Here is a 22426-nt window from a genome sequence, read left to right on the forward strand (position 1 = left end):
GGCATCACCTTGGGCGAGCGGTCCGAGGTGATCACGATCTGTTTGTTGGCGGCATGCAGGTCGTTGAAGGTGTGGAAGAACTCTTCCTGGGTCTGCTCCTTGGTCGCCAGGAACTGGATGTCGTCGATCAGGAGCACATCCACCCCGCGGTAGCGCTCGCGGAAGGCATCGTTCTGGCGGTCGCGAATGGCGCGGATGAACTCGTTGGTGAACGTCTCCGACGTCACGTAGAGCACGTTCAGGCGGCGTTGCTCCGCAACGTGGCCGATAGCATGGAGCAGGTGGGTCTTGCCAAGGCCGACTCCCCCATAGATAAAAAGTGGATTATAGGCCTTCGAAGGAGCCTCAGAAACCGCGAGCGCCGCAGCATGTGCAAACCGGTTACTGCTGCCTATAACAAAAGATTCAAATGTATATTTTGAATTTAAAACAGCCTGTTGTGGTTTTAACTCTGTACTTTTTTGGCGCTGGCTATCTTGCGCAATTGAGAGCTGTTCAGCCTCATCCACAACAACATTGATCTGTATTTCCTCACCTAGAACCTGAAAAAGCGCATCGGTTATCAGACTATTGTATCTCGACTCAAGCCATTCTTTTGCAAAGGAATTTGGAGCCGATATAAAAAGCGTATCACCCTCCATTTGTGTTGGGCTTGTATTTTCAAACCATGCTTTATAAGTCGGCGTATTAAGCTGTTTTTTAATTATTTTTAGAGCTTGACTCCAGATGATATCAAGTTGGTTTTGCAAGAATTATCCCACCTAAGAGCTTAGAATTTCTTCCAAATATCCTATTCCTGCAGAAGTAAGAACTCTTTTGCCTTGTTCGTCAGAAGCGACTAAGGATTTCTCCTCTAAGTATATCAAATCTCTATAAGCAGTGCTAAGACTGATTCCAAGTTCACTAGCTATTTTTGAAGGACCAACAGAGCCGAACTCCATAATAAGGAACAAAACCTGTTGCTGCCTTTTGTTTATATCAAAAGAGAGCGGACGATATAATTTTTGTGTAGCGTTTTTCTGATCGGTATCGCTCGGAACTTTAAGTGTAATGACCGTGCCCTGTTCTAAATTGTCCTCTATTATTATAGCGCCGCCTAAAAAGGATATCGTCTCTTTTGTAATCGGAAGGCCTGAACCAACTCCTTTTATATATTTTTTCATATCTGCGGTTGCTGTTGAGAATCCGGGTTCAAATGCTTTTTCTTTGTTTTTTATTCCGGGTCCCTGATCCGATATCCTTACGGTGTTGCCGTTATCTAGAACGCTTATCACGACTTCTCTAAAATAAGCATGGATAAGGTTTTCAATGATTTCTCTGATGATGGTATATGGCATGCTGCCGCCAATTTCTTTTGACGACTGGTATGTCTTAGTAGCAAGGATGTTTATAAATTCTTCGTAGTCGTCAGCTCCCAACTCGAGCACACGCGGCGCCGAGCGAAGCGTGTCATAAACAGCAAGCCTTGCAGCAATACGGCCGCCCGGCTTCGAGTCGGCACTGTGTGAAGGCAGCGAATTGTCCGCGGATACACAAGTGCCCTCATTCTGACTTTTTTCTAAATTGTCGATAAACCGTTTGAAATAACTTTCCATAAATTATTTATAACTATATCAGAAATTAATTTATCCCCTAAGTTATCAACAAGGTGTCAATATAACCATAGCTAAAAGAACCTTTATTTGCAGCATATTCCATGCACTGAAAAGAATCTGTTAGAAAAGACAAAGAAAAAACAATTTATTGTTGACAGTAAAATACCAGCGAAAATGCGAAAGTTATCCACAAAACTTTCCACACATGTGGAAAACAGAAGAAAGAAGAAAAATGCCTTTCCTTAAAGCCAAGTAAACATCACCTTAACCATATATTAACTTTTCAAAGCCGGATGGCTGCCTAAAAAATGGGGTAGTTGTGGATAACCTTTTTCTCCGGTGCTGAATATTTAAAACCCCATTTCGCATACGCCGGAGGATAATTACCGGCAGCTATTGGAATTTCAAATAATGATAACCCGTTTTATCAGCGTATTTACCCTATTCTTGCGCTTGCTAAACAATGGAGAAATAAATATATTAATAACACGATTGATTTATAAATACAGTAAAAGACGGGCAATCGAAAGTTATTAACATTATCCACAGGCTGCTTGGCGAGGGCAAGAATGAGCCCAACTCCTTGACAGTTATAGGGTCACAACAATATAATATTTCCTGTTCTTTAGTAAGGAGATAAAATTGAAAAGGACATTTCAGCCGAATAGAAGAAAAAGGAAAAAGACGCACGGCTTTAGGATCAGGATGAGAACACGCGCAGGCCGAAAGATCATTGCAAACCGGCGTCGGAAAAGCCGCGCCAGGTTGTCGGCATAAATCGGTGTGATATGCGCAGGGAAGCAAGGATGGCTTCAAGCGCCGAATTCCAGGAAGTGTACCGCAAAGGGAGGTCGGTTGCAAACAAAGACCTCGTTGCTTATGTGCTTAAGAAGCAAGAGCCCATAACAAGATTGGGTATATCTGTATCTAAGAAGATAGGATCGGCGGTTATTAGAAACAGAATAAGAAGGTTGATAAAGGAAGCTTTCCGGCGCAACGAAGCCGAAATATCAAGAGGGTATGACATCGTAATCATAGCGAGGCAGCCGATAAAAGGAAAGTCTTTTCACGACGTTGAAAAGGCTTTTATTGATGTTCTTTTAAAAGCAGGGTTAGTACAGCATCAGATAGAAACATGAAATGAGGGTTTGCTCTTACAGGCTAATATTAGTAAAGCAGCAATTACTGTTTAAAAGAAGGGTGACGCTGTACTAAAGAATCAGAAATGAAAAATCGAGAATCGATTAAATTATTAAAGGCAATAAAAGAAAGGTGAGGATATACTGGCAGGCATTTGAAGGTAATATCAATCTGGTCGACTCTCGATTATCAAAGCTTAAAATTCGATCGAATGTATAATGGAGTTTAATAGATGAAGCACATTGCAATTTTAATAATTAGATTTTACCAGAGAGTTATTTCACCATTATTAGTGCCCTCCTGCAGGTATTACCCCACATGCTCACATTATGCGGTGCAGGCTATTGAGAAATACGGGTTTATGAAAGGCGGCTTGATGGCAGCAGGTCGAATAGCGCGTTGCCATCCATTCTCTGAGGGTGGGTACGATCCGGTAAAGTAAAAAGGAGGCTATAATTTGGGCAGTCTTTGGCAAGGCCTTATAAACATATTAAGAGATATATTATTTTTCTTCCATAATAATATTGTAAGCGATTTTGGAATGGCTATTGTGTTATTGACAGTTTTGGTTCGGGTTGTGATCCTGCCGCTTACAATCAAACAAACAAAGTCTATGTATGAGATGCAAAAGCTCCAGCCAAAATTAAGAGCACTACAAGAGAAGTACAAGGACAACAAAGAGAAGCTACAGCAAGAGATGATGAAATTTTATGCAGAAAACAAGGTAAACCCGTTCGGTGGATGTCTACCGCTAATCTTGCAGCTACCAATATTCTTTGCACTTTTCAGAATGCTCATAACAACGAAGGAGCTGGTATCAGCAACATCGTTCTTCGGAATATTTGTACTTGGCATGACGCCGGGTAAGGCGTTAGGCGCAGGCGTTGGTACATTTATACCGTATCTACTTTTGATACTATTGCTGGCGGTAACGACATATCTACCGCAGAAGATGATGACATCGGATCCACAGCAGCAGAAAATGGGACTTTATATGACACCCTTGATGGTTTTTATTGGGTGGACTTTGCCGGCAGGCGCATTGATATACTGGGTAACCACCAACCTGTGGACAATGGCACAACAGTATGTAATGCTCAAGATTGCAAAGCCAGCGGAGGTTAGCTAATGGAAACGATTGTGGAACGGGAAGGCAATACTGTAGAGGAAGCTATAGAAGCGGCGCTCGCGGAGCTTGGGGTAGATAGAGAAAGCGTTGAAATTGAGGTAATAGAGGATAAAGGAAAGGGTTTTTTCGGAAGAATTACCAACGGAAGAGCAAAGGTTAGGGTCTCGATAAAAGAGAGCAGTTCGGTAGCTATGGCTGTAAACCTAGTGGAAGAGATCATAAAATACATGAACATAGATGACGGCAAGGTAGAATTAACGGAAAGTGACAGTACTATAAAACTTGATATCAGCGGTTCGGGCTTGGGAGTTCTGATTGGCAAGCGCGGGGAAACGCTAAGTGCAGTTCAAACAATAGTTAATACCGCGTTAAAAAAAGCGGGACTTGACAAAAAGCTAGTCATTGATGTTGAAGGATATCGGGAGCGAAGGGCGGACACTGTAAAAGATACTGCACTCAGGGCTGCAGATAAGGCTATCAGAACTGGAAGGTCGGTATTACTTAAACCGATGAACTCATTTGACAGAAGAATGGTTCATGTGACACTACAAGATAATAATAAAGTGTATACAACCAGCGAAGGCGAAGAACCAAGAAGGCAGGTAAGAATAATACCAAAGGGATAAAAAAGAAATAAAAAGAAAATGGAATGGATAGACCCGGCTTCTTGGAGCCGGGTCTTTGTTTCACGTGAAAAATTTGGCATAAAGCAATCAGCCGCTACATATAAAACTGCAAGCCAGTTACTGACACACAAACACGATACCATGATAATATTGGGTAGCGATTTAGCTCAGCAGGGAAACTGTGATAGCAATGAAGGTCTATAACAACGATACGATAGCAGCGATTTCAACGGCAGTAGGTGAGGGTGCAATTGGAATAGTACGCCTCAGTGGGGAGCGCGCGGTTGAAATTGCTAGCAAGATATTAAGGCAAAACAATAAAACGAGCCTATCGGATAGGCGCAGCCACAGCATCTTCTTAGCATCGGTGGTCGATCCCGAAGACGGATCGCTGGTTGATGAGGTTTTGGTCTCAATAATGCGTGCGCCGAACACCTATACAAGAGAAGATATTGTAGAGATTAACTGCCACGGCGGAGCAGTGGCCCTTAGAAAAACGCTTGGCTTAGCACTTGCAGCTGGGGCGAGGATTGCTGATCCAGGGGAGTTTACAAAACGCGCCTTTTTAAACGGAAGAATAGACCTGACGCAGGCTGAGGCTGTAATAGATGCAATAAGGTCTCGCACGGACGCGGCACTAAAAGCCGCCATAAACCAGCTGGAAGGAGGCCTTTCGCGCGATATAGGAGATATTGCAGAAGACATAGCAAATGTACTTACACAAATAGAAGCAGCCGTAGACTTTTCAGATGAAGACATCGAAACACTTCCGAAGCAGCATCTAATCGAAACGCTAAGAGGCGCGGTTAATAAAATAGATCGGTTGGTAAGGACGGCGGTACGGGGCCGGATTTTAAAAGAAGGCGTAAAAACCGCTATAATAGGAAGGCCAAACGTTGGAAAGTCAAGTCTTTTAAATGCATTGCTGCGCAGAGAAAGAGCAATTGTTACCCCTGTTCCGGGGACGACGCGCGATATTATCGAGGAGATGGTAAATGTACGCGGTATCCCACTCATTTTAACCGACACCGCAGGAATTAGAGATTCAAACGACGAGGTTGAAAGGATCGGTATCGAATTTTCCCGAAAAGCTATTAAGGCGGCAGACATAATAATCTGCGTTTTAGATGCAAGCCAGGAGATATGTGACGAGGACTTGGCTCTTATCAGCGAAATCGGTCGGGATACGGCGGTACTAGTTTTAAATAAAACCGATCTGCCGCAAAAGATATCTCGCGAAAATCTACAGCTACCAGGAAACTTTAAGGCAGTCGTAAAAGTCTCGGCGATATCTGGGGCAGGGGTTGAGGCACTTGAGGAAGAGATTGAAAAAATTTTGCTCGATGGAAGTGTGGGGATTGCAGGCTCGACGATAATTACAAATGCACGGCATGAACAATTACTAGAGATGGCGCTTGGCCATGTAAGAGAGGCTACAGCCCTAATCGAAGCAGATCAGCCCGAGGAAATAGTTTCTACGGTTCTAAAGGAATCCCTGGATTGTTTAGCCGAAATTACCGGTGAAGCTATTGGAGATGATATTCTTGGCAGGATATTTAGCCAGTTCTGTATCGGAAAATGATCGGGACCTTAATCTTAAAGATGCGCCAATTCTTTTTGTAGCAGGAATATATGGCGCAAGCAAGGCCTAAAAAGCCACACACTTTACTTATCCCTGGAAAATAAAACAAGACTGCTAACCAAGCAAACTAGACCATAGGCCAAAGCAAAAGAGGATTAAAGAAAAGAAAATTACCATGAAAAGTTTACCAGACACACAAAAGAAAATATTTGATGTTATTGTAGTTGGGGCTGGTCATGCCGGATGTGAGGCAGCGCTGGCTGCTGCACGTATGGGCTGCTCTACGCTGCTTTTAACTATTAGTCTTGATACAGTTGGATGGATGCCGTGCAACTCTTCGATTGGCGGTCCGGGCCGCGGTCAGCTTGTACGGGAAATTGATGCCCTTGGTGGAGCAATGGCAAAAATCGCAGACCGCAATACTATTCATTCAAGGCGTTCAAACACGTCTAAAGGAGTGGCTGTGCAGGCGCCATTTGCAATTGTTGACAAACGAAAATATCTTTTATCGATGAAGAATTTGCTTGAGAACACACCGAACCTGCATCTAAGACAGGCATTAATCCAAGATATTAAACCCATTGATGGTTATTTAATATTAGAATCCGTTTTTACGGAGGAATTTGTGGGAAGAACAGTTGTGCTTGCCGCCGGCACTTTTATGCATGGGGAGATTGTATACGGAGATATTATGGAGCCGGCAGGCCGTTACAGTGAAGTTTCAGCGCCCGAAATATCCGAAGCACTGGTCCGCTTGGGTTTCTCGCTGGGGCGATTTAAAACCGGAACGTCGCCTAGAGTAGCGAGGAAGAGTATAGATTTAAAAGCAATGCAAGCAATGATGCCGGACAAAAGTCCAGAGCCGTTCTCTTTCTGGACAGAGGATTTCAACCCGCTTTCGCTTCCATGTTATAAAACATATACTACTAAGGCTACAGAAGATATTATTCTTAAACATTTGGCAGAATCACCGCTTTATAACGGTTTCGCTTGCGCAATGGGAACCCGGTATTGCCCATCAATAGAGGACAAAGTTATACATAGCCAGGATCGTGAAAGACATCCTGTGTTTCTGCAACCCGAAGGGGATGATCAGAGCGAGCTTTATATACACGGTTTGTCTACCTCTTTACCCGTCGCCGTACAGGAGAAAATCATAAGAAGCACTCCGGGGTTAGAAAAAGCTGAGATAATGAGACCCGGCTATGCGGTTATGTATGACTTTATTTATCCGGATCAGCTTCTACCCTCCCTTGAAACAAAGCTTATCTCAGGTTTATTTACCGCAGGGCAGATAAACGGCACATCTGGATATGAAGAGGCAGCCGCACAAGGATTGATTGCGGGCATAAATGCTGCACTTAAGGTAAAAGGAGAGCCACCTTTTATCCTTGACAGATCCCAGGCTTATATCGGAGTACTTATCGATGACCTTGTCACAAAAGGGGTTGATGAGCCATACAGGATGTTTACTTCCAGAGCCGAATATCGCCTCATCCTAAGGTCGGACAACGCAGATTTAAGGCTATCAAAATTTGGCTATAAGCTTGGTCTAATCGATGAGCAGAGCTATGCAAAGGTTGTGGAAAAAGAGCGGTTTATAGAAAGTGCGGTTGATGACAACATGTGCGAGGAAGAAACATTTAAAGGAGAGGTGCCCGGCCATGTTATAAGAGAAGTAACCGCTGAGAAGAAGTACAAGCCATATATTGCCCAGGAGAAAAAGAAGATAGATGAATTCAAGCAATTAGAAGATATGCCAATACCGGATGATATAGATTATTCTTCAATAAAAGGCTTATCTAAAGAGGCGGTACAGAAACTCTCAAAAATAAGGCCATCGACTGTAGGGCAGGCGTCTAGGATTCCAGGCCTGCGCCAAAGTGACTTACAAATTATAAGGCTAAAAGCGCTGGCAAAGCCTGTTCATTATTAATGAACACTTGTTCATTATTAATGAACAGGCATCTCAGAGGCCCGTTTCACGTGAAACAAAATGCTCTTAAAAGACAGAGGGCGCCTAGAAAATAAAACAAGACTGCTAACCAAGCAAACTAGACCATATGTCAAAGCAAAAAGGATTAAAGAAAAGAAAATTACCATGGAGAGTTTACTAGAAACACAAAGGAAAATATTTGATGTTATTGTAATTGGGGCTGGTCATGCCGGATGTGAGGCAGCGCTGGCTGCTGCACGTATGGGCTGCTCTACGCTGCTTTTAACCATTAGTCTTGACAAAATCGCTCTCATGCCCTGCAATCCTGCTGTTGGTGGAATTGGAAAGGGGCAAATTGTCCGCGAAATAGATGCACTTGGCGGAGAGATGGGCAGAAATACCGATCATGCCGCCCTTCAAATTAAAGTGCTAAATCGTCGAAAAGGCCCTGCGGTTCAGGCCTTGCGAGCTCAAACTGACAAAAAAATGTATGAGGACCGGATGAAGCGCGTGCTTTGGAACCAGAATAATATAAGCATCGCGCAAGGCACTGTATCAAAAATTATTGTTCAGGGTGGCAAAGTCACCGGTGTTCGTTTAAACAACGGCGCTTCATTTAAAAGCAAAACCGTGATCATATCGTCTGGTACATTCTTAAGGGGTCAAATCGTCATAGGAGATATTATTAGGCAAGCGGGCCGCATGGGTGAGCTCCCTGCAAATGACTTGACCTCGTGCCTTATAGATCTAGGCCTTGAAATAGGGCGTTTTCAATCGGCAACCCCTCCTCGTGTAGATTTTCGAACTATCGATACGTCACGGATGATTATACAGCCTGGCGATGATGAACCGCTCTCATTTTCACATTCCGCTGAACAAGTCTTGCGCAAGCAGATACCCTGCTTCCTTACGTATACTAATAAAAATACACATAGGGTTGTAAAAAACAATCTTCATCTCTCGCCAATAACAACAGGTACTGTAACTGGGCACGGCCCGCGGAATTGCCCATCGATTGATCGCAAGATTATTAATTTCCCCGAGAAGGAAAGTCACCCCGTATTTGTAGAACCAGAGGGCTGGAATACAAATGAGATGTATCTTCAGGGACTTACAACCTCTTTACCCGTCGCCGTACAGGAGAAAATCATAAGAAGCACTCCGGGGTTAGAAAAAGCTGAGATAATGAGACCCGGCTATGCGGTTATGTATGACTTTATTTATCCGGATCAGCTTCTACCCTCCCTTGAAACAAAGCTTATCTCAGGTTTATTTACCGCAGGGCAGATAAACGGCACATCTGGATATGAAGAGGCAGCCGCACAAGGATTGATTGCGGGCATAAATGCTGCACTTAAGGTAAAAGGAGAGCCACCTTTTATCCTTGACAGATCCCAGGCTTATATCGGAGTACTTATCGATGACCTTGTCACAAAAGGGGTTGATGAGCCATACAGGATGTTTACTTCCAGAGCCGAATATCGCCTCATCCTAAGGTCGGACAACGCAGATTTAAGGCTATCAAAATTTGGCTATAAGCTTGGTCTAATCGATGAGCAGAGCTATGCAAAGGTTGTGGAAAAAGAGCGGTTTATAGAAAGTGCGGTTGAGAAGCTTGGGCGAATAATTCTTCCCCCAACAGATATAGTGAACGATCGACTGCTTAAAATCGGCACTACCCCTGTTTCAAGTCAAGTATCCCTTCTTGAGCTTTTGAAGCGCCCTGAGGTCCAGATAAAGCATCTTGAGCAATTTTATCCTGAGCTTGCCCTTATTCCTGCACGGTATAAACAACTGCTTGAAACCGAGGTTAAATATGAAGGGTATATAAAACGCCAGCAGTCACAAATAAAGCAGTTTAAACGGCTCGAATCCAAGAGGATCCCAGCTGGTATAGACTATAACGCCCTTACCGGCCTTACTATCCAGGCACGCGAGAAGCTGGCCAGAGTGCAACCGCAATCTATTGGACAGGCCTCTCGAGTTTCCGGCGTGTCCCCAGCGGATATAAATGCGCTCCTGATACACCTGGAACAGCTTACAAGAGAAAACAGGGGGGAAAATGCAGATAGAGACACCGTCCCAAATCTTGGTTAAGGGCGCCTCGTCAATGGACCTTTCTCTTAATGAGAAACAGCTACGCCAGTTTCAACTCTATTTGAGGGAGCTTAAAGCCTGGAACCAGCATTTTAATCTTACAGCAATAAACGAAGACCGGGATATCGTCATCAAGCACTTCCTTGACTCAATTGCAATACTTAGCAAATTCAATATTCCGGAGGAGTGCACGACAGTTGATATAGGGGCCGGCGCCGGTTTCCCTGGCATCCCGGTAAAAATTCTTCGGCCGGATATTCAGCTTACATTAATTGAATCTTCCCAAAAGAAAGCGCGCTTTCTCGCACACGTAATTGAACTGCTGGATTTAAAAGATGCTTGGGTTTATAACGGCCGGGCTGAGGACTTTGGTCGCAAAAAAGAAAACCGCGAGCGATTTTCGCTCGCGGTATCCCGTGCAGTTGCTAACCTCACAGTGGCTGTTGAATATGCGCTACCGCTGTTAAAAGTGGGCGGTCGCTTTGTTATCTACAAAGCGACACACGTTCTTGAGGAGGTTTCGGGTGCCGAGAAGGCTATAAAATTACTTGGCGGTCGCGTTGAAGAGATAGCTAAAGTTGTGATACCATTTCTTCAAGCAGAGCGATACTTAGTATCGATCGTAAAGGCGGCCCCAAGCCCGCGCGGATATCCGCGCAAAGCAGGTCTGCCGACGAAAAGGCCGCTAACATAAGGGCAGTTTATATAGGTCAAACGCAGTATTGGGCAGGGCAATAATGGCAATAGGTCTATTTTCCCGTCGTTTGCAGCAGCTGGAAGTCGACATAAAAGAAGAACAGGTTACAGCAACAAATTTATTTCCGCAAGAAATCCCCGCAGGAAAAAGGGCTTTGACACTTGCCATCGTAAACCAAAAGGGTGGCGTTGGCAAAAGCACTACAGCCGTAAATCTTAGCGCTTATCTTGCCGATATGGGGCAAAAGGTTTTGTTGATCGATTTTGACCCCCAGGGTAATACAAGCAGCGGACTGGGCATCGATAAAAAGGGGCTACGCCATTGTATATACAATTCGATTGTGGATGAAGTACCTGTTACGAATGTAGTTATTAATACCAATATTCAGCGCCTCTCCCTGGTTCCTGCAACCGTACAGCTTGCTGGCGCCGAAATTGAGCTCGTGTCTGCATTATCCAGGGAATATAGGCTTAAACGAGCGATAGAGTTTGTAAAATACCAGTATGACTACATAATCATCGATTGCCCGCCCTCTCTGGGCCTATTGACCGTAAACGCACTTACAGCTGCCGATGAACTTATCATCCCGGTGCAATGCGAGTTTTATGCGCTTGAGGGGTTAAGCAAGCTTCTTGAGAGCGTTCGCCTGGTTAAGGCGCACCTTAATCCAGAACTCAAAATCGCTGGCGTTTTGATGACCATGCATGACATCAGGACTCGAATATCGCAGCAGGTTATCGATGAGGTTAAGAAATTTTTTCGGGAGCTTGTCTATGAAACCGTTATACCAAGGACAGTTCGCTTAAGTGAGGCTCCAAGTTTTGGTGTTCCAATAAATCGATATGATGCAGAATCAAAGGGCGCACAGGCATATCAACAATTAGCAAGGGAAGTGGTAGAGCGTGCAGAAAAGAGGACTAGGTAGAGGCCTGGATTCATTGATACCAAGTTTTAGCCCCGGATTGGGTGCACCGATGATAGTGGACGGCGAGGAACCGGCCGTTCAGTTGAAGAATATTGCCGTGTCTAAAATAGTTCCAAACCCCAACCAGCCGCGAAAGCATTTTGACGAAGCAGCTTTTGCAGAACTTGTAGCTTCCGTGAGGGAGCATGGCCTTCTGCAGCCGGTTGTAGTTAGACCGAACGGCTCCCTGTTTGAGCTAATAGCAGGAGAGCGACGCTGGCGCGCGGCAAAGGAAGCCGGTGTAGATAAAGTTCCGGCAATTATAAGGCCTTCCTCAGATGCTGAAACGCTGCAGCTGGCACTAATCGAAAACCTGCAGCGGCAAGACTTAAACGCACTCGAGGAGGCAACCGCATATTACCATCTCATCGAGGATTTTGGCTTTAGTCAGGAGCAGCTTGCCGAAAAGGTTGGCAAGAGTAGAAGCGCTGTCGCAAACACCGTAAGGTTGCTAAACCTTCCCGATCTGATAAAGAAGCATATTGTAGACGGCAAGCTAACAGCCGGCCATGCAAGGGCTATTCTCTCCTTTCCCAGAGAAGATATGCAGGTAAAGCTTGCTGAGCGCGTTATCAGTGATGGCTTGTCTGTAAGGCAGGCGGAGGCACTGGCCAAGCTTTGGCAGAATCCGAGCCAAAGAACGGCGAAAGAATCCATGCCTTTCCACCATAAGGCTATGGCAAAGAGAATTTCAAGAAAACTATCGGCAAGGGTGCGCATAAAAGCGCAGGGCAGCAAGGGCCGCATTGAGATACATTATAAGAGCGCGGACGATCTAAAGCGTATATTTGCTATGCTTACTGGTGAGGAAGCAGTTGAGCCAATGATTTAGGATGTTGTGGCTAGATGGTAGCTAGAAGGCAATTCAGCAATGTTTTATTTACCTGATAGGTAAATTTGCCGATAATAGATTATCAGCTGATTTAAATGTTTTTTAGCTGCTTTTGTGTTTTTCGTTAAAATTTATCCGAACTTGCGTTAGAATATACTTAACGGCAGTACCATGGAAGGAGTCAAATGAGGGAAAAGCGATTTGGTGCATTCGAATTTAGTTTAGGGGTCTTGTTTGGCATGGCGATAGGAGCAGTTATTGCTCTTCTGATGTCACCTCGCTCCGGAGCAGAGATCAGGGGCAGTATTGCCAGCAAATCGCGCGACTTTAAGACGATGGCATCGGAGCTTTTCGATCAAGCCAAAAACGGCCTTGAAGCAGCCGCCTCTCAAATCGAAAGAGCCGTGGGTCTCCAGGAAAGAAGCTTAAGGCGAAAGCTAGATGATATAAGGGCTCAGCTGGAAGAGTATCATCTAAACGAAGCTTAAAATCCTAGGAAGCTTTAAGCCTAGCATTAACCTACTCTAGAACCCTCTTTATTGTGCTTTAAGTGAGTCCTTAGATAGAAGAATACGGCCACCAAAATTGCAATGCCAACAACCATATCAAGGCCGTGAAACACATTTCTGATTTTATCCCAGTTCTCACCCATTTTTATGCCGACAAAAGCCAAAAGAAGCGTCCAGGGTATGATCCCAATGGTTGAGTAAATAATAAACTTTAAGAAGCCCATTTTTGATATCCCTGCGGGCAACGAGATAAACGTGCGAACCACTGGCATCATTCGCGTAAATAGCACGGTGGCCTCACCATATTTCTCAAACCACTTATCGGCCCGCCCGATATCTCTCGGAGATATCAAAACATACTTGCCATATCGCTCCAGAATATATCTACCACCGCTTCTACCGATAAAATAAGTGGCTGTTGACCCCAGAACCTGTCCGGCTGAGCCAACTGCTACGACCATCCAGAAAGACAGCAGACCCTTTGATGATGCAAAACCGCTAAAAGGCATAACCACTTCAGATGGCACCGGAATACAGGCGCTCTCCAAGAACATACCGACAAATATGGCCCAGTAGCCAAATTTTTCGATTATCGCCACAACGGCATTTGCAACCAGGTCAAATACTGTCATTTCCACCATCCATGTTTAGCCACCGCATCTTGCGCCGGTACTTACGTGCAGCAGCTAAAAGCCGATAAGTTTTGCAAGTTTAATGCATGCATTATAAAGTAGCATAAGCGGTTCCGTTTTTAAAGCGGATCTATGACATGACACTCTGCACTATGCGTCAGGGATAGCAAAGGCTTTCTGCCACAGTAAGGGCAGGGTTTTATCAATGATTTGGGAATATAGATATGCAGTTATTGACTAGCCAGGGTGCACTCTGGCAAAGCACGTTCGGGTAGGAATATGTCGAACTGGTACCAGAAAACAATCGAAGAAACATATAAAGAGCTTGGGACGGGACCATCAGGGCTTTCTGATGCTGAAGCCAAAAAGCGGCTGATCAAGTATGGGCCAAACGAGATTGAGAGGAAAAGGCGGAAAGCCCCGTTCTGGCTATTTCTCGATCAGTTTAAAGATTTCATGATCATCGTCCTGATCATTGCGGCTATAATCTCCGGCTTCGTGGGGGAGGCTGCCGACACCCTTGCGATTATAGTAATTCTCGTTCTGAACGCGGTTATAGGTTTTGTGCAAGAATACCGGGCTGAGAGGGCAATAGAGGCACTACGAGTAATGGCGGCTCCAGAAACAACGGTGCTTCGCGAAGGCCGGTCAATTACTATTCCTGCAGCTGAAGTGGTGCCGGGCGATGTTGTCTTACTTGAGGCGGGCAGGATTGTTCCTGCTGATTTGCGCCTTACCGAGGCAGTACGCCTCGAAATCAATGAGTCATCGCTTACAGGCGAGTCGGTTCCAGTTAAGAAAATAACAGAGCCAATATTGCAAGAGAACGTTTCTTTAGGTGACCGACTGAACATGGCATATAGCGGTACGTTTGTAACGTACGGGCGTGGCCGGGGTGTGGCGGTTGCAACCGGCATGCAAACAGAGTTCGGCAGAATAGCTTCATTGATTCAAGAGGTCGATGAGCTACGAACACCACTACAGCGCCGGCTGGCAGTCTTTGGCCAATATCTAGCAATGGCAGCCATTGCCATATCGGCTATTGTTTTTCTCGTCGGGCTAATTCGGGGCGGGCCAGTCGGGCTTATCTTCCTGACAGCGGTTAGCCTCGCTGTTGCCGCAATTCCTGAAGCCCTGCCGGCTGTCGTTACCATCGCTCTATCGCTTGGCGCAAGCCGAATGGTAAGAAGCCATGCGCTTATAAGGAGACTGCCCGCAGTCGAAAGCCTCGGCTCGGTCACATTTGTATGCTCTGATAAGACAGGAACACTTACCGAGAATAAGATGAAGGTGGAAAGGGTTTATGCAGGCGGCGAAGATTACTACGTTACAGGCACAGGATATGAGCCAGAAGGAAAGTTCATTGATAAGACCGGAAAAAGTATTGACCTATCGGACAAGCCACTTTGGCAACTGTTCTTTCGCGGTATTGCCCTTAACAACGATGCGCAGTTATTAAGGCGTGACGGAAACTATGATATAATCGGCGACCCAACAGAGGCATCGCTTGTTGTTGCTGCTGCCAAGGCTGGTTATCCGAAAGAGAAAATAGAGTCGATTTGCCCACGTATTTCGGAAATTCCCTTTGATCCTGAGCGAAAACTTATGACTACGGTACACAGCTGCAATGGCCAATATATTTCTTACACGAAAGGCGCAGTTGATGTATTGCTCGAGCGCGCAACAGCCGAGTTTACCTCTGATCTCGAGGTGGCTTCTCTTACTATGGAAAAAAAGCAGGAGATAGGCGCAAAAGGCGATGAGCTTGCCGCCCAGGGACTCAGGGTTCTTGGCCTTGCGGCAAAGTTGTTTACAAAACCACCAGAGGCGATAGACACTGAGCATCTTGAGGCACAGGTAGTCTTTGTTGGTTTAGTTGGTATCATCGATCCGCCGAGGGCTGAAGCCAAAGCCGCTATCGCAGAGTGCAAGCAGGCTGGCATACAGCCGGTTATGATTACTGGAGACCACCCTCTAACGGCAAAAAATATCGGCATGCGGTTGGGGCTTATTGATGAGCACGCTGATATCATTACCGGCGAGGAGCTGTCCCATCTGCCGCTTCAGGAATTTGAGGAGCGGGTGCAGTATATACGAATTTATGCGCGTGTCGCCCCGGAACAGAAAATGAAGATTGTGCAGGGTCTGCAGGACAAGCATGAGATAGTAGCTATGACGGGAGATGGAGTAAACGATGCGCCGGCCTTGAAAAAAGCTGACGTCGGTGTAGCCATGGGAATAACTGGAACCGATGTTGCTAAAGAGGCGAGCGACATGATTCTTCTCGATGATAACTTTGCAACAATTGTAGCTGCCGTACGCGAGGGCCGACATATCTATGACAATATCCGCAAGTTTATTCGCTATACGATGACCAGCAACTCCGGTGAGATATGGACGATTTTTCTGGCGCCTTTTTTGGGTTTACCAATCCCCCTCCTGCCCATCCAAATTCTTTGGATTAACCTTGTCACTGACGGGCTGCCTGGCCTTGCGCTAACAGCTGAGAAAGCTGAGGCCGATATCATGAGGCGCCCTCCACGGCCACCCCAGGAGAGTGTCTTTGCGCACGGTACATCTGCACATATCTTATGGGTCGGTCTGTTAATGGGGGCGGTCTCACTGCTTACCCAAGCTAGCTCGATTTATTATCATTTTGGTGATTGGCGCACCATGACCTTTACGGTGCTGACGCTGCTTCAGATGGGTCATGTTCTTGCAGTTCGGTCGGAGAGAGAATCTCTGTTTACCCAGGGAATCTTTACTAATATGCCTCTTCTAGGAGCCGTTGTCCTCACCTTTGCCTTGCAGATGTCGACAATATATGTTCCCTTTATGCAGCGCATATTTGATACACAAGCTCTCAGCCTCAGCGAACTCGCCGTTACTCTTGCTGCGTCAACAATTGTCTTTTTGGCTGTTGAAGCGGAAAAGGCCGTGCGCAGGTTGTTGCGCAAGAAGGGTTTAGGCGCAAGCAGGGTTTAAGTGTGCTCGCTTTTTAGGTTTAGATTTGATTTTTCAGGGGAACAATCATATCTGTAGCTTAACCTATTGAATCTCTGGACATCCGCCATGTCTCTTTGAAAAACAGGTTTGGCCGGCAAGAAGTATTACAGCTCAAAACAGCGATTGCTAGCTATTTTATTTGATAATTGCCGCAAACTTGGTTATTTTATGGTATATTGTTATATGATGGTATAGAAACCAATCGTACCGATTCTCTTGCGGCAGGAAGACCCCTTATCAATAAATTTGGGATACTTTAAATGTTAATTTAAGAATATTTGTATTACTTAAATGTACGACTTACAAGGAGGTTTCAAATGTCAGGAAAAATAACACTTAGCGTCATTAAGGCCGACGTTGGTGGATATGTTGGTCACAGCGATGTCCACCCTGAACTTCTTAAGAAAGCCGAGGAGAAGCTCGAGTCAGCAAAAAAAGAAGGCCTTCTTATCGACTACTCGCGCCAGAAAGTCGGGGATGATATTGCCCTAATAATGACTCACAAACAGGGCGTAGACTCGGTTGACGTCCACAAATTTGCGTGGGAGACATTCGAGGCGGTAACAGAGGTTGCAAAAGAGTTAAACCAATACGGTGCAGGCCAGGACTTACTGGCAGACGCCTTCTCGGGAAACGTCAAGGGAATGGGCCCAGGCTGTGCTGAGATGGAGTTTGAGGAGAGAAAAAGCGAGCCAGTAATTGTATTTCTTGCGGATAAAACTGAGCCGGGCGCTTGGAATTTTCCGCTTTACAAGATGTTTGCCGACCCATTTAACACAATCGGCCTTGTTATTGATCCCAACATGCACGGAGGTTTTGTCTTTGAGGTGCACGACCTAATCGAAGAAAAACGCATCTTCTTCAATGCCCCAGAAGAACTTTATGATATGCTGGTCTTCATTGGGGCACCTGGCCGATATGTTATTAAGAACGTATTTCGTAAATCTGACATGGAGCCGGCTGCAGCAACCTCGACCCAGAAACTGTTCCTGATAGCTGAGAGATACGTAGGCAAAGACGACCCTGTTATGATTGTCCGCTGCCAGAGCGGTCTCCCTGCTGTCGGTGAGGCACTTGAGCCGTTTGCCTTCTCACATACAGTATCTGGCTGGATGCGGGGCTCACACCACGGGCCATTGATGCCGGTATCGGTAAACGATGACACGCCGACCCGTTTTGACGGTCCTCCACGGGTTGTTGGCCTGGGATATCAGCTTTCTAAGGGAAGGTTGATCGGTCCGCGTGACATGCTTGGTGACGTTAGCTACGACAATGCCCGCCGGATGGCTCTTAATATGGCAGATTATTACCGTGCACACGGACCGTTTGAACCGCATCGCTTGCCGCTTGATGAGATGGAGTATACCACTATGCCAAGCGTTATGGAGAAGCTGGCCAAGCGGTTTGAGAGCACAAAAGCAGTCGATAAAGTAGCCAAGTAAAGTATTTTGCTGGATAATTTCGGGCGCGCTTAAAACAGAACTGACGGCCCAAATTGTAAAAAAGTGACTGTAGGGTAATTAGAACATGTAGTAAAATAGTGACTGTGCTTTTTGCACAGTCACTATTATTTGCCTGGCAGATTTGCGCATTTTAATCTTTAGGAGATAAGCATATCGTGAAAAAAACATACGGCGCAGTTTCCAGTACAATAACCATATTGCTGATTGCACTTGTGGCGATGGTATTCCTTAAGCAACCGGGAATTCTGAGCTACCTAATCGAGGTAGACCTGTTTCAGTTTCTACTATTCATAGGCCTTCCGGCCCTGGGTCTTGTGGCTGCGTTTATCAGTTATTACGAATATCATGGCATTGGCCCGCAGGATGGCATCATGCGAAGAGGTCCACACGAAAATATTGTAGCAATCACTTTTGATGACGGGCCAAACCCGAACTTCACCCCGCAGATACTCGATATCCTCAAAGAGAAAGGGGTTAAGGCGACTTTTTTTGTCGTGGGCTTACACGTAAAGAAATATCCGGAGATCGCAAGAAGGATAGTAGCTGAGGGGCATGATATTGGAAACCATACCTACACGCATAAAGATCTTGTTCCATCAACCAGGCGAATGGTTCTCGCGCAGGTCCATAAGACAGATCAGACGATCAAGCGCGTAACAGGAGTATCGACAAATCTTTTTAGACCCCCGCGCGGCATTTACAGCAATGCCGTAAGAAGGTTGCTTGTGGAAGAAGAAGGATACCGCTTTATTCTCTGGTCGGTGAGTAGCACCGATTGGCGAAAGATTAGCCCGAAAAATATTCTTAAAAGAATTGCAAGGTATACGCGCCCCGGAGCGATACTGCTCTTCCACGATAGCGGTGCGCTGGTTCGCCGTGAGGGCGCAAGCAGAGATAGCACGGTAGAGTCGCTTTCAATGGTTATAGACTACTTGAGGGCTAAGGGGTATGAAATAGTGCCGGTTTCAGAAATGATTCGCAGACTCGAAGAAGAGGAGATGGAGGCCGCAGGAATCTGGGGGCAAGCATAAAAGTTTTATTGCCCGCCGCCCGAGAAGTGCTTTCTCGGGTTTTTTATTTAGGCTCTAGTTTTCAAGTGCAATAAAAAACCGGAAGCAGCTGGCGGTAGCGACAGCCAGCTTTTTAATTCTTGCCTTAAAACTTATAGCTGAAGGCTGATAGCTGCTCTAATAGCTGCTGGCCGACGCAAAATCTTTAGTCAAGTTAAAGATTTTGCAAGGCCGCGTATTTATGTAACTTACTTGGTATTATTTATAAGTGGTATGAAAATCGTTATCGCTCCCGACAAGTTTAAAGGAACATTAAGCGCACCCGCGGTTGCACGTGCAGCTGAAGCAGGCGTAAAACAGGCATTTCCCGACGCTGAGATAGTTGCTGTGCCGATGGCTGACGGCGGTGAAGGCACGGTTGATGCAATGCTTGCCGCCAGAGGCGGCAACCGCTATGGCGTGGTTGTAACTGGTCCGCTTGGGGACTCTGTAAAGGCGGAGTTTGGCATTCTAGCCGATGGGACAGCCGTGGTAGAGATGGCTCAGGCATCGGGTCTTAATTTAGTTCCGGAAGGGAAGCGCGATCCCACTGTAACCACGACTTTCGGCACCGGAGAGATAATCGAAGCGGCATTAGATCTTGGAGCGCGGACGTTTATAATTGGCATTGGTGGAAGCGCGACATGTGACGGAGGTATTGGAGTTGCCCAGGCACTGGGGATTAAGATTCGGCGCCGGGGTGGCGGCGAGGTTGGTTTTGGCGGCGGAGAGCTTATTAAGATAGAATCCATCGATATCACTGGTATCGATCCGAGGGTAAAAACGGCAAAGTTCTTAGTCGCAAGCGATGTGGACAATCCGCTTTATGGGCCAAACGGTGCGGCGCATGTATTTGCGCCGCAAAAGGGTGCAACAGCAGAACAGGTAATCGAACTTGACCAGGGCCTCATTCACCTCGCCAGAATAATCAAGGATGACCTAGGGATCGATGTATCAAATCTTGCCGGCGGTGGCGCAGCTGGGGGTCTTGGTGCCGGACTGGTAGCTTTTTTAGGTGCGGCGATCAGGCCGGGAGCGGAACTTATCATCGATGCTGTAGGGCTTCGAGAAAAGATCGAAGGCGCTGACCTGGTTATAACCGGCGAGGGCCAGATTGATGTACAAAGCATCCACGGCAAAACCCCTATCAGCGTTGCGCGGCTTGCCAGCGAGTTATCCGTAAGGGTTTTAGCAATAGCTGGCAGGCTTGGTGATGGCTACCAAAAAGTGTTTGAATTTGGCGTTACCGAACTAGTTTCACTTTCGCAGATTGCTGGATCAGACGATCTAGCTATGAAGAATCCCGTCTTCTATATCGAAAAGGCGGTTTCGGAGACCGTCAAAAAACTCCTCCGTTAGCCCAGGGCAAAAACGCTCATTTTAAGCCTCTATTGTACAGGGAAGAGATATAGCATACAATTGTTAACAAATAATGAACAGCGAGGCAATCAAGCCACTGTTCATTATTTGTTAACACGTGTTAACAAATAATTGTCAACCAGGTAATGGGTGTCAGGAATGTTAGAGGCACTATTTAGGTCCCGGGTTGTTGTAAAGTTAATTGCATATTTTTTAAAACACCCGGATGAGGAGGTCTACTTAAGGGAGATCAGTCGGGAGGTCGCAGAGCCGGCCAGTGCCGTACGGCGTGACCTGAAGCGGCTGGAGGCAATAGGCTTTCTAAGTTCAAGGAAGTACGGCAACCACAAATATTTTGCGGTAAGACAGGACTTCCCGATTTTTCCCGAGCTTAAAAGCTTGTTTTTAAAAACCGAGGGTGCAGTTGAGTTTCTACGTGAGGGCCTTGCTAAGTATAAGGACATACAGCTTGCCTTCGCATATGGTGCCTTCGCGGAGAGGCCGCTTGCAAGCATAAATGAGATAGAACTCGTCATTGTGGGATCGGTAAACGGTAGCAAGCTAGATAACCTTATTGAGAACCTGCAAAAGAAATTGGGCAGAAAGATATATTGCACTCACTATACTCCAGATAGATTCAGATATCTGCTTGAGAAAAAGGACCCATCACTAGAAGCGGTATTAGACGGGGAGAAACTTGTGCTTGTCGCAAATGTGAATCAGAATTAACCTATCTATAGAGTCTCCTGATCAAAAATCCAACTGCTTCAGCCCACCCCAACCCCATAGACTCGCGTGTTATAAAGACGTTGCCAAACTCGTGAATTTTGTTCATAATTTCAGGGTCTTCTAGAACGGCATTTCTAACAAGAAAGAGCACCCCGACTTCCGGAGCAAGCTCGAGATCGGCCACCGAGTCACCGATTGCTGCACACATATTGCGTGGTATCTCGCGCGTTTCACGATCTTTTCGCACGGCAGACGCCTTTCCGCTTGCTTTGGGCAGAAGATGGTACGCATGGATGCGCAATATATCAGGACTTAGATTTTCGCTTCTGCGACGGACCGGCCCGTTATCGATAATCTTTAACTGTTCAAAGCCAGCATCTTGCAAGAAAGCGTTGGCCGCCTCAACATCGATAGAGCCGCGCAGCAGGTGAGTGCACTCTCGATTTTCCGACCAGGGATAGTGATACTCAAGCAAACCCTTGAATTTATTAAGAAGCAGCTCCGGCGCACCGCTCTTTTGTATCTCCTTCCATACATTATTTTCCTCAGCAGGAAAGTCCCCCACATTTAACACTACTATTTCGCCCATGTTATACACCAGCTGGCAACCAAGCTCCGCGATCCAGTTCTTGAAACCAAGTATCCTGGCGTCTGAGTGAAGCTGGTGGCGGTTGCGCCCAGAAATAAGTACGACATCAATCCTGTGCATGTGGCATTCAAGTATTGCCTGTGCGGGGATGCTTGTAAATTGATGGTTTGCATCCATAAAAAGGCACCCACCAGGTCCAAGCAAGGTGCCGTCGACGTCGCTATAGATGACCTTGAGCTCGGGCACCATTATATCTATAAGCTCGGCTGGCCACGGCTCAACATATTCGGCTATTGATAGCCTCTCAAGCAAGTCTAAACCCATCGCTTATTAACCTTCCCATCGTTTAAGTAACGATGATAAAACTATCCTGCTAAAATCATTTTAGTATCGTTTGGAAGATTTTGAAACCCTGCGAATTGCCTCATCAAAAATCTATTCAAACCTATCATCGTTGCCTCAAACAAAAAACTATCTGAAAGGGGTGAGAGT

Annotated in this window: 21 protein-coding genes; 17 read left to right on the forward strand and 4 right to left on the reverse strand. The window is 46.0% G+C overall.

Annotation, left to right across the window (positions count from 1 at the left end; all coding sequences use genetic code 11):
- Window positions 1–749, reverse strand: a 749-nt coding sequence (locus tag K6T91_10380) for an ATP-binding protein (GenBank protein MCL6473194.1), incomplete at its 3' end; no start/stop codon positions are given.
- Window positions 750–761: 12 nt separating this feature from the next.
- On the reverse strand, window positions 762–1595 hold the full coding sequence (locus tag K6T91_10385) for a histidine kinase (GenBank protein MCL6473195.1): 834 nt from the start codon (window positions 1593–1595) through the stop codon (window positions 762–764).
- Between the two features lie 636 nt (window positions 1596–2231).
- On the opposite strand from K6T91_10385, the gene rpmH reads away from it, so the two are divergent.
- The 12 genes from rpmH (at window position 2232) to K6T91_10445 (ending at window position 13086) form a co-directional block, all read left to right on the forward strand.
- Complete coding sequence (gene rpmH, locus K6T91_10390) at window positions 2232–2372, forward strand: 50S ribosomal protein L34 (protein ID MCL6473196.1); 141 nt, start codon at window positions 2232–2234, stop codon at window positions 2370–2372.
- A gap of 11 nt (window positions 2373–2383) precedes the next feature.
- Window positions 2384–2734: a ribonuclease P protein component gene (rnpA, locus tag K6T91_10395; protein MCL6473197.1), complete on the forward strand. Its 351-nt coding sequence runs from the start codon at window positions 2384–2386 to the stop codon at window positions 2732–2734.
- A 233-nt stretch (window positions 2735–2967) separates the two neighbouring features.
- Window positions 2968–3177: a membrane protein insertion efficiency factor YidD gene (gene yidD, locus K6T91_10400; GenBank protein ID MCL6473198.1), complete on the forward strand. Its 210-nt coding sequence runs from the start codon at window positions 2968–2970 to the stop codon at window positions 3175–3177.
- Window positions 3178–3192: 15 nt separating this feature from the next.
- Window positions 3193–3864, forward strand: coding sequence for a YidC/Oxa1 family membrane protein insertase (locus K6T91_10405; protein MCL6473199.1), 672 nt, complete (start codon window positions 3193–3195; stop codon window positions 3862–3864).
- Window positions 3864–4490: a Jag N-terminal domain-containing protein gene (locus K6T91_10410; protein MCL6473200.1), complete on the forward strand. Its 627-nt coding sequence runs from the start codon at window positions 3864–3866 to the stop codon at window positions 4488–4490. Before K6T91_10405 ends, K6T91_10410 begins: the two co-directional genes overlap by 1 nt.
- Window positions 4491–4680: 190 nt before the next feature.
- On the forward strand, window positions 4681–6072 hold the full coding sequence (gene mnmE / locus K6T91_10415; protein MCL6473201.1) for a tRNA uridine-5-carboxymethylaminomethyl(34) synthesis GTPase MnmE: 1392 nt from the start codon (window positions 4681–4683) through the stop codon (window positions 6070–6072).
- A gap of 175 nt (window positions 6073–6247) precedes the next feature.
- The gene (gene mnmG / locus K6T91_10420; protein ID MCL6473202.1) at window positions 6248–8008 is read left to right on the forward strand and encodes a tRNA uridine-5-carboxymethylaminomethyl(34) synthesis enzyme MnmG; all 1761 of its coding nucleotides are present in this window, start codon (window positions 6248–6250) and stop codon (window positions 8006–8008) included.
- A 165-nt stretch (window positions 8009–8173) separates the two neighbouring features.
- On the forward strand, window positions 8174–10105 hold the full coding sequence (gene mnmG, locus K6T91_10425; protein ID MCL6473203.1) for a tRNA uridine-5-carboxymethylaminomethyl(34) synthesis enzyme MnmG: 1932 nt from the start codon (window positions 8174–8176) through the stop codon (window positions 10103–10105).
- Window positions 10071–10799, forward strand: a complete 729-nt coding sequence (gene rsmG / locus K6T91_10430) for a 16S rRNA (guanine(527)-N(7))-methyltransferase RsmG (GenBank protein MCL6473204.1) — start codon at window positions 10071–10073, stop codon at window positions 10797–10799. The genes mnmG (K6T91_10425) and rsmG overlap by 35 nt, the downstream gene beginning before the upstream one ends.
- Window positions 10800–10842: 43 nt before the next feature.
- Complete coding sequence (locus K6T91_10435; GenBank protein MCL6473205.1) at window positions 10843–11727, forward strand: AAA family ATPase; 885 nt, start codon at window positions 10843–10845, stop codon at window positions 11725–11727.
- Entirely contained in the window at window positions 11705–12598 is an 894-nt protein-coding gene (locus K6T91_10440) for a ParB/RepB/Spo0J family partition protein (protein MCL6473206.1), read from the forward strand. Before K6T91_10435 ends, K6T91_10440 begins: the two co-directional genes overlap by 23 nt.
- A gap of 185 nt (window positions 12599–12783) precedes the next feature.
- A complete protein-coding gene (locus K6T91_10445) occupies window positions 12784–13086 on the forward strand; it encodes a YtxH domain-containing protein (protein MCL6473207.1) in 303 nt (100 codons plus the stop codon).
- Window positions 13087–13112: 26 nt separating this feature from the next.
- Here the strand turns inward: K6T91_10445 and K6T91_10450 are convergent, their stop codons facing one another.
- Complete coding sequence (locus tag K6T91_10450) at window positions 13113–13739, reverse strand: DedA family protein (GenBank protein ID MCL6473208.1); 627 nt, start codon at window positions 13737–13739, stop codon at window positions 13113–13115.
- 279 nt (window positions 13740–14018) lie between these two features.
- Here K6T91_10450 and K6T91_10455 point away from each other — a divergent pair, with 279 nt between their 5' ends.
- The 5 genes from K6T91_10455 to K6T91_10475 all read left to right on the forward strand — a co-directional run bounded on the left by K6T91_10455 (window position 14019) and on the right by K6T91_10475 (window position 21345).
- The gene (locus K6T91_10455) at window positions 14019–16724 is read left to right on the forward strand and encodes a cation-translocating P-type ATPase (GenBank protein MCL6473209.1); all 2706 of its coding nucleotides are present in this window, start codon (window positions 14019–14021) and stop codon (window positions 16722–16724) included.
- A 338-nt stretch (window positions 16725–17062) separates the two neighbouring features.
- A complete protein-coding gene (locus tag K6T91_10460) occupies window positions 17063–18187 on the forward strand; it encodes a fructose-1,6-bisphosphatase (protein ID MCL6473210.1) in 1125 nt (374 codons plus the stop codon).
- A gap of 176 nt (window positions 18188–18363) precedes the next feature.
- Window positions 18364–19239: a polysaccharide deacetylase family protein gene (locus K6T91_10465; GenBank protein ID MCL6473211.1), complete on the forward strand. Its 876-nt coding sequence runs from the start codon at window positions 18364–18366 to the stop codon at window positions 19237–19239.
- Between the two features lie 252 nt (window positions 19240–19491).
- Window positions 19492–20616, forward strand: a complete 1125-nt coding sequence (locus K6T91_10470; protein ID MCL6473212.1) for a glycerate kinase — start codon at window positions 19492–19494, stop codon at window positions 20614–20616.
- Window positions 20617–20775: 159 nt separating this feature from the next.
- Entirely contained in the window at window positions 20776–21345 is a 570-nt protein-coding gene (locus tag K6T91_10475) for a winged helix-turn-helix domain-containing protein (protein ID MCL6473213.1), read from the forward strand.
- A 1-nt stretch (window position 21346) separates the two neighbouring features.
- Here the strand turns inward: K6T91_10475 and K6T91_10480 are convergent, their stop codons facing one another.
- Entirely contained in the window at window positions 21347–22258 is a 912-nt protein-coding gene (locus K6T91_10480) for a hypothetical protein (protein MCL6473214.1), read from the reverse strand.
- Window positions 22259–22426 lie beyond the last annotated feature (168 nt).

The organism is Bacillota bacterium (assembly GCA_023511485.1).
Classification (GTDB): Bacteria; Actinomycetota; Aquicultoria; order Aquicultorales; family Aquicultoraceae; genus CADDYS01.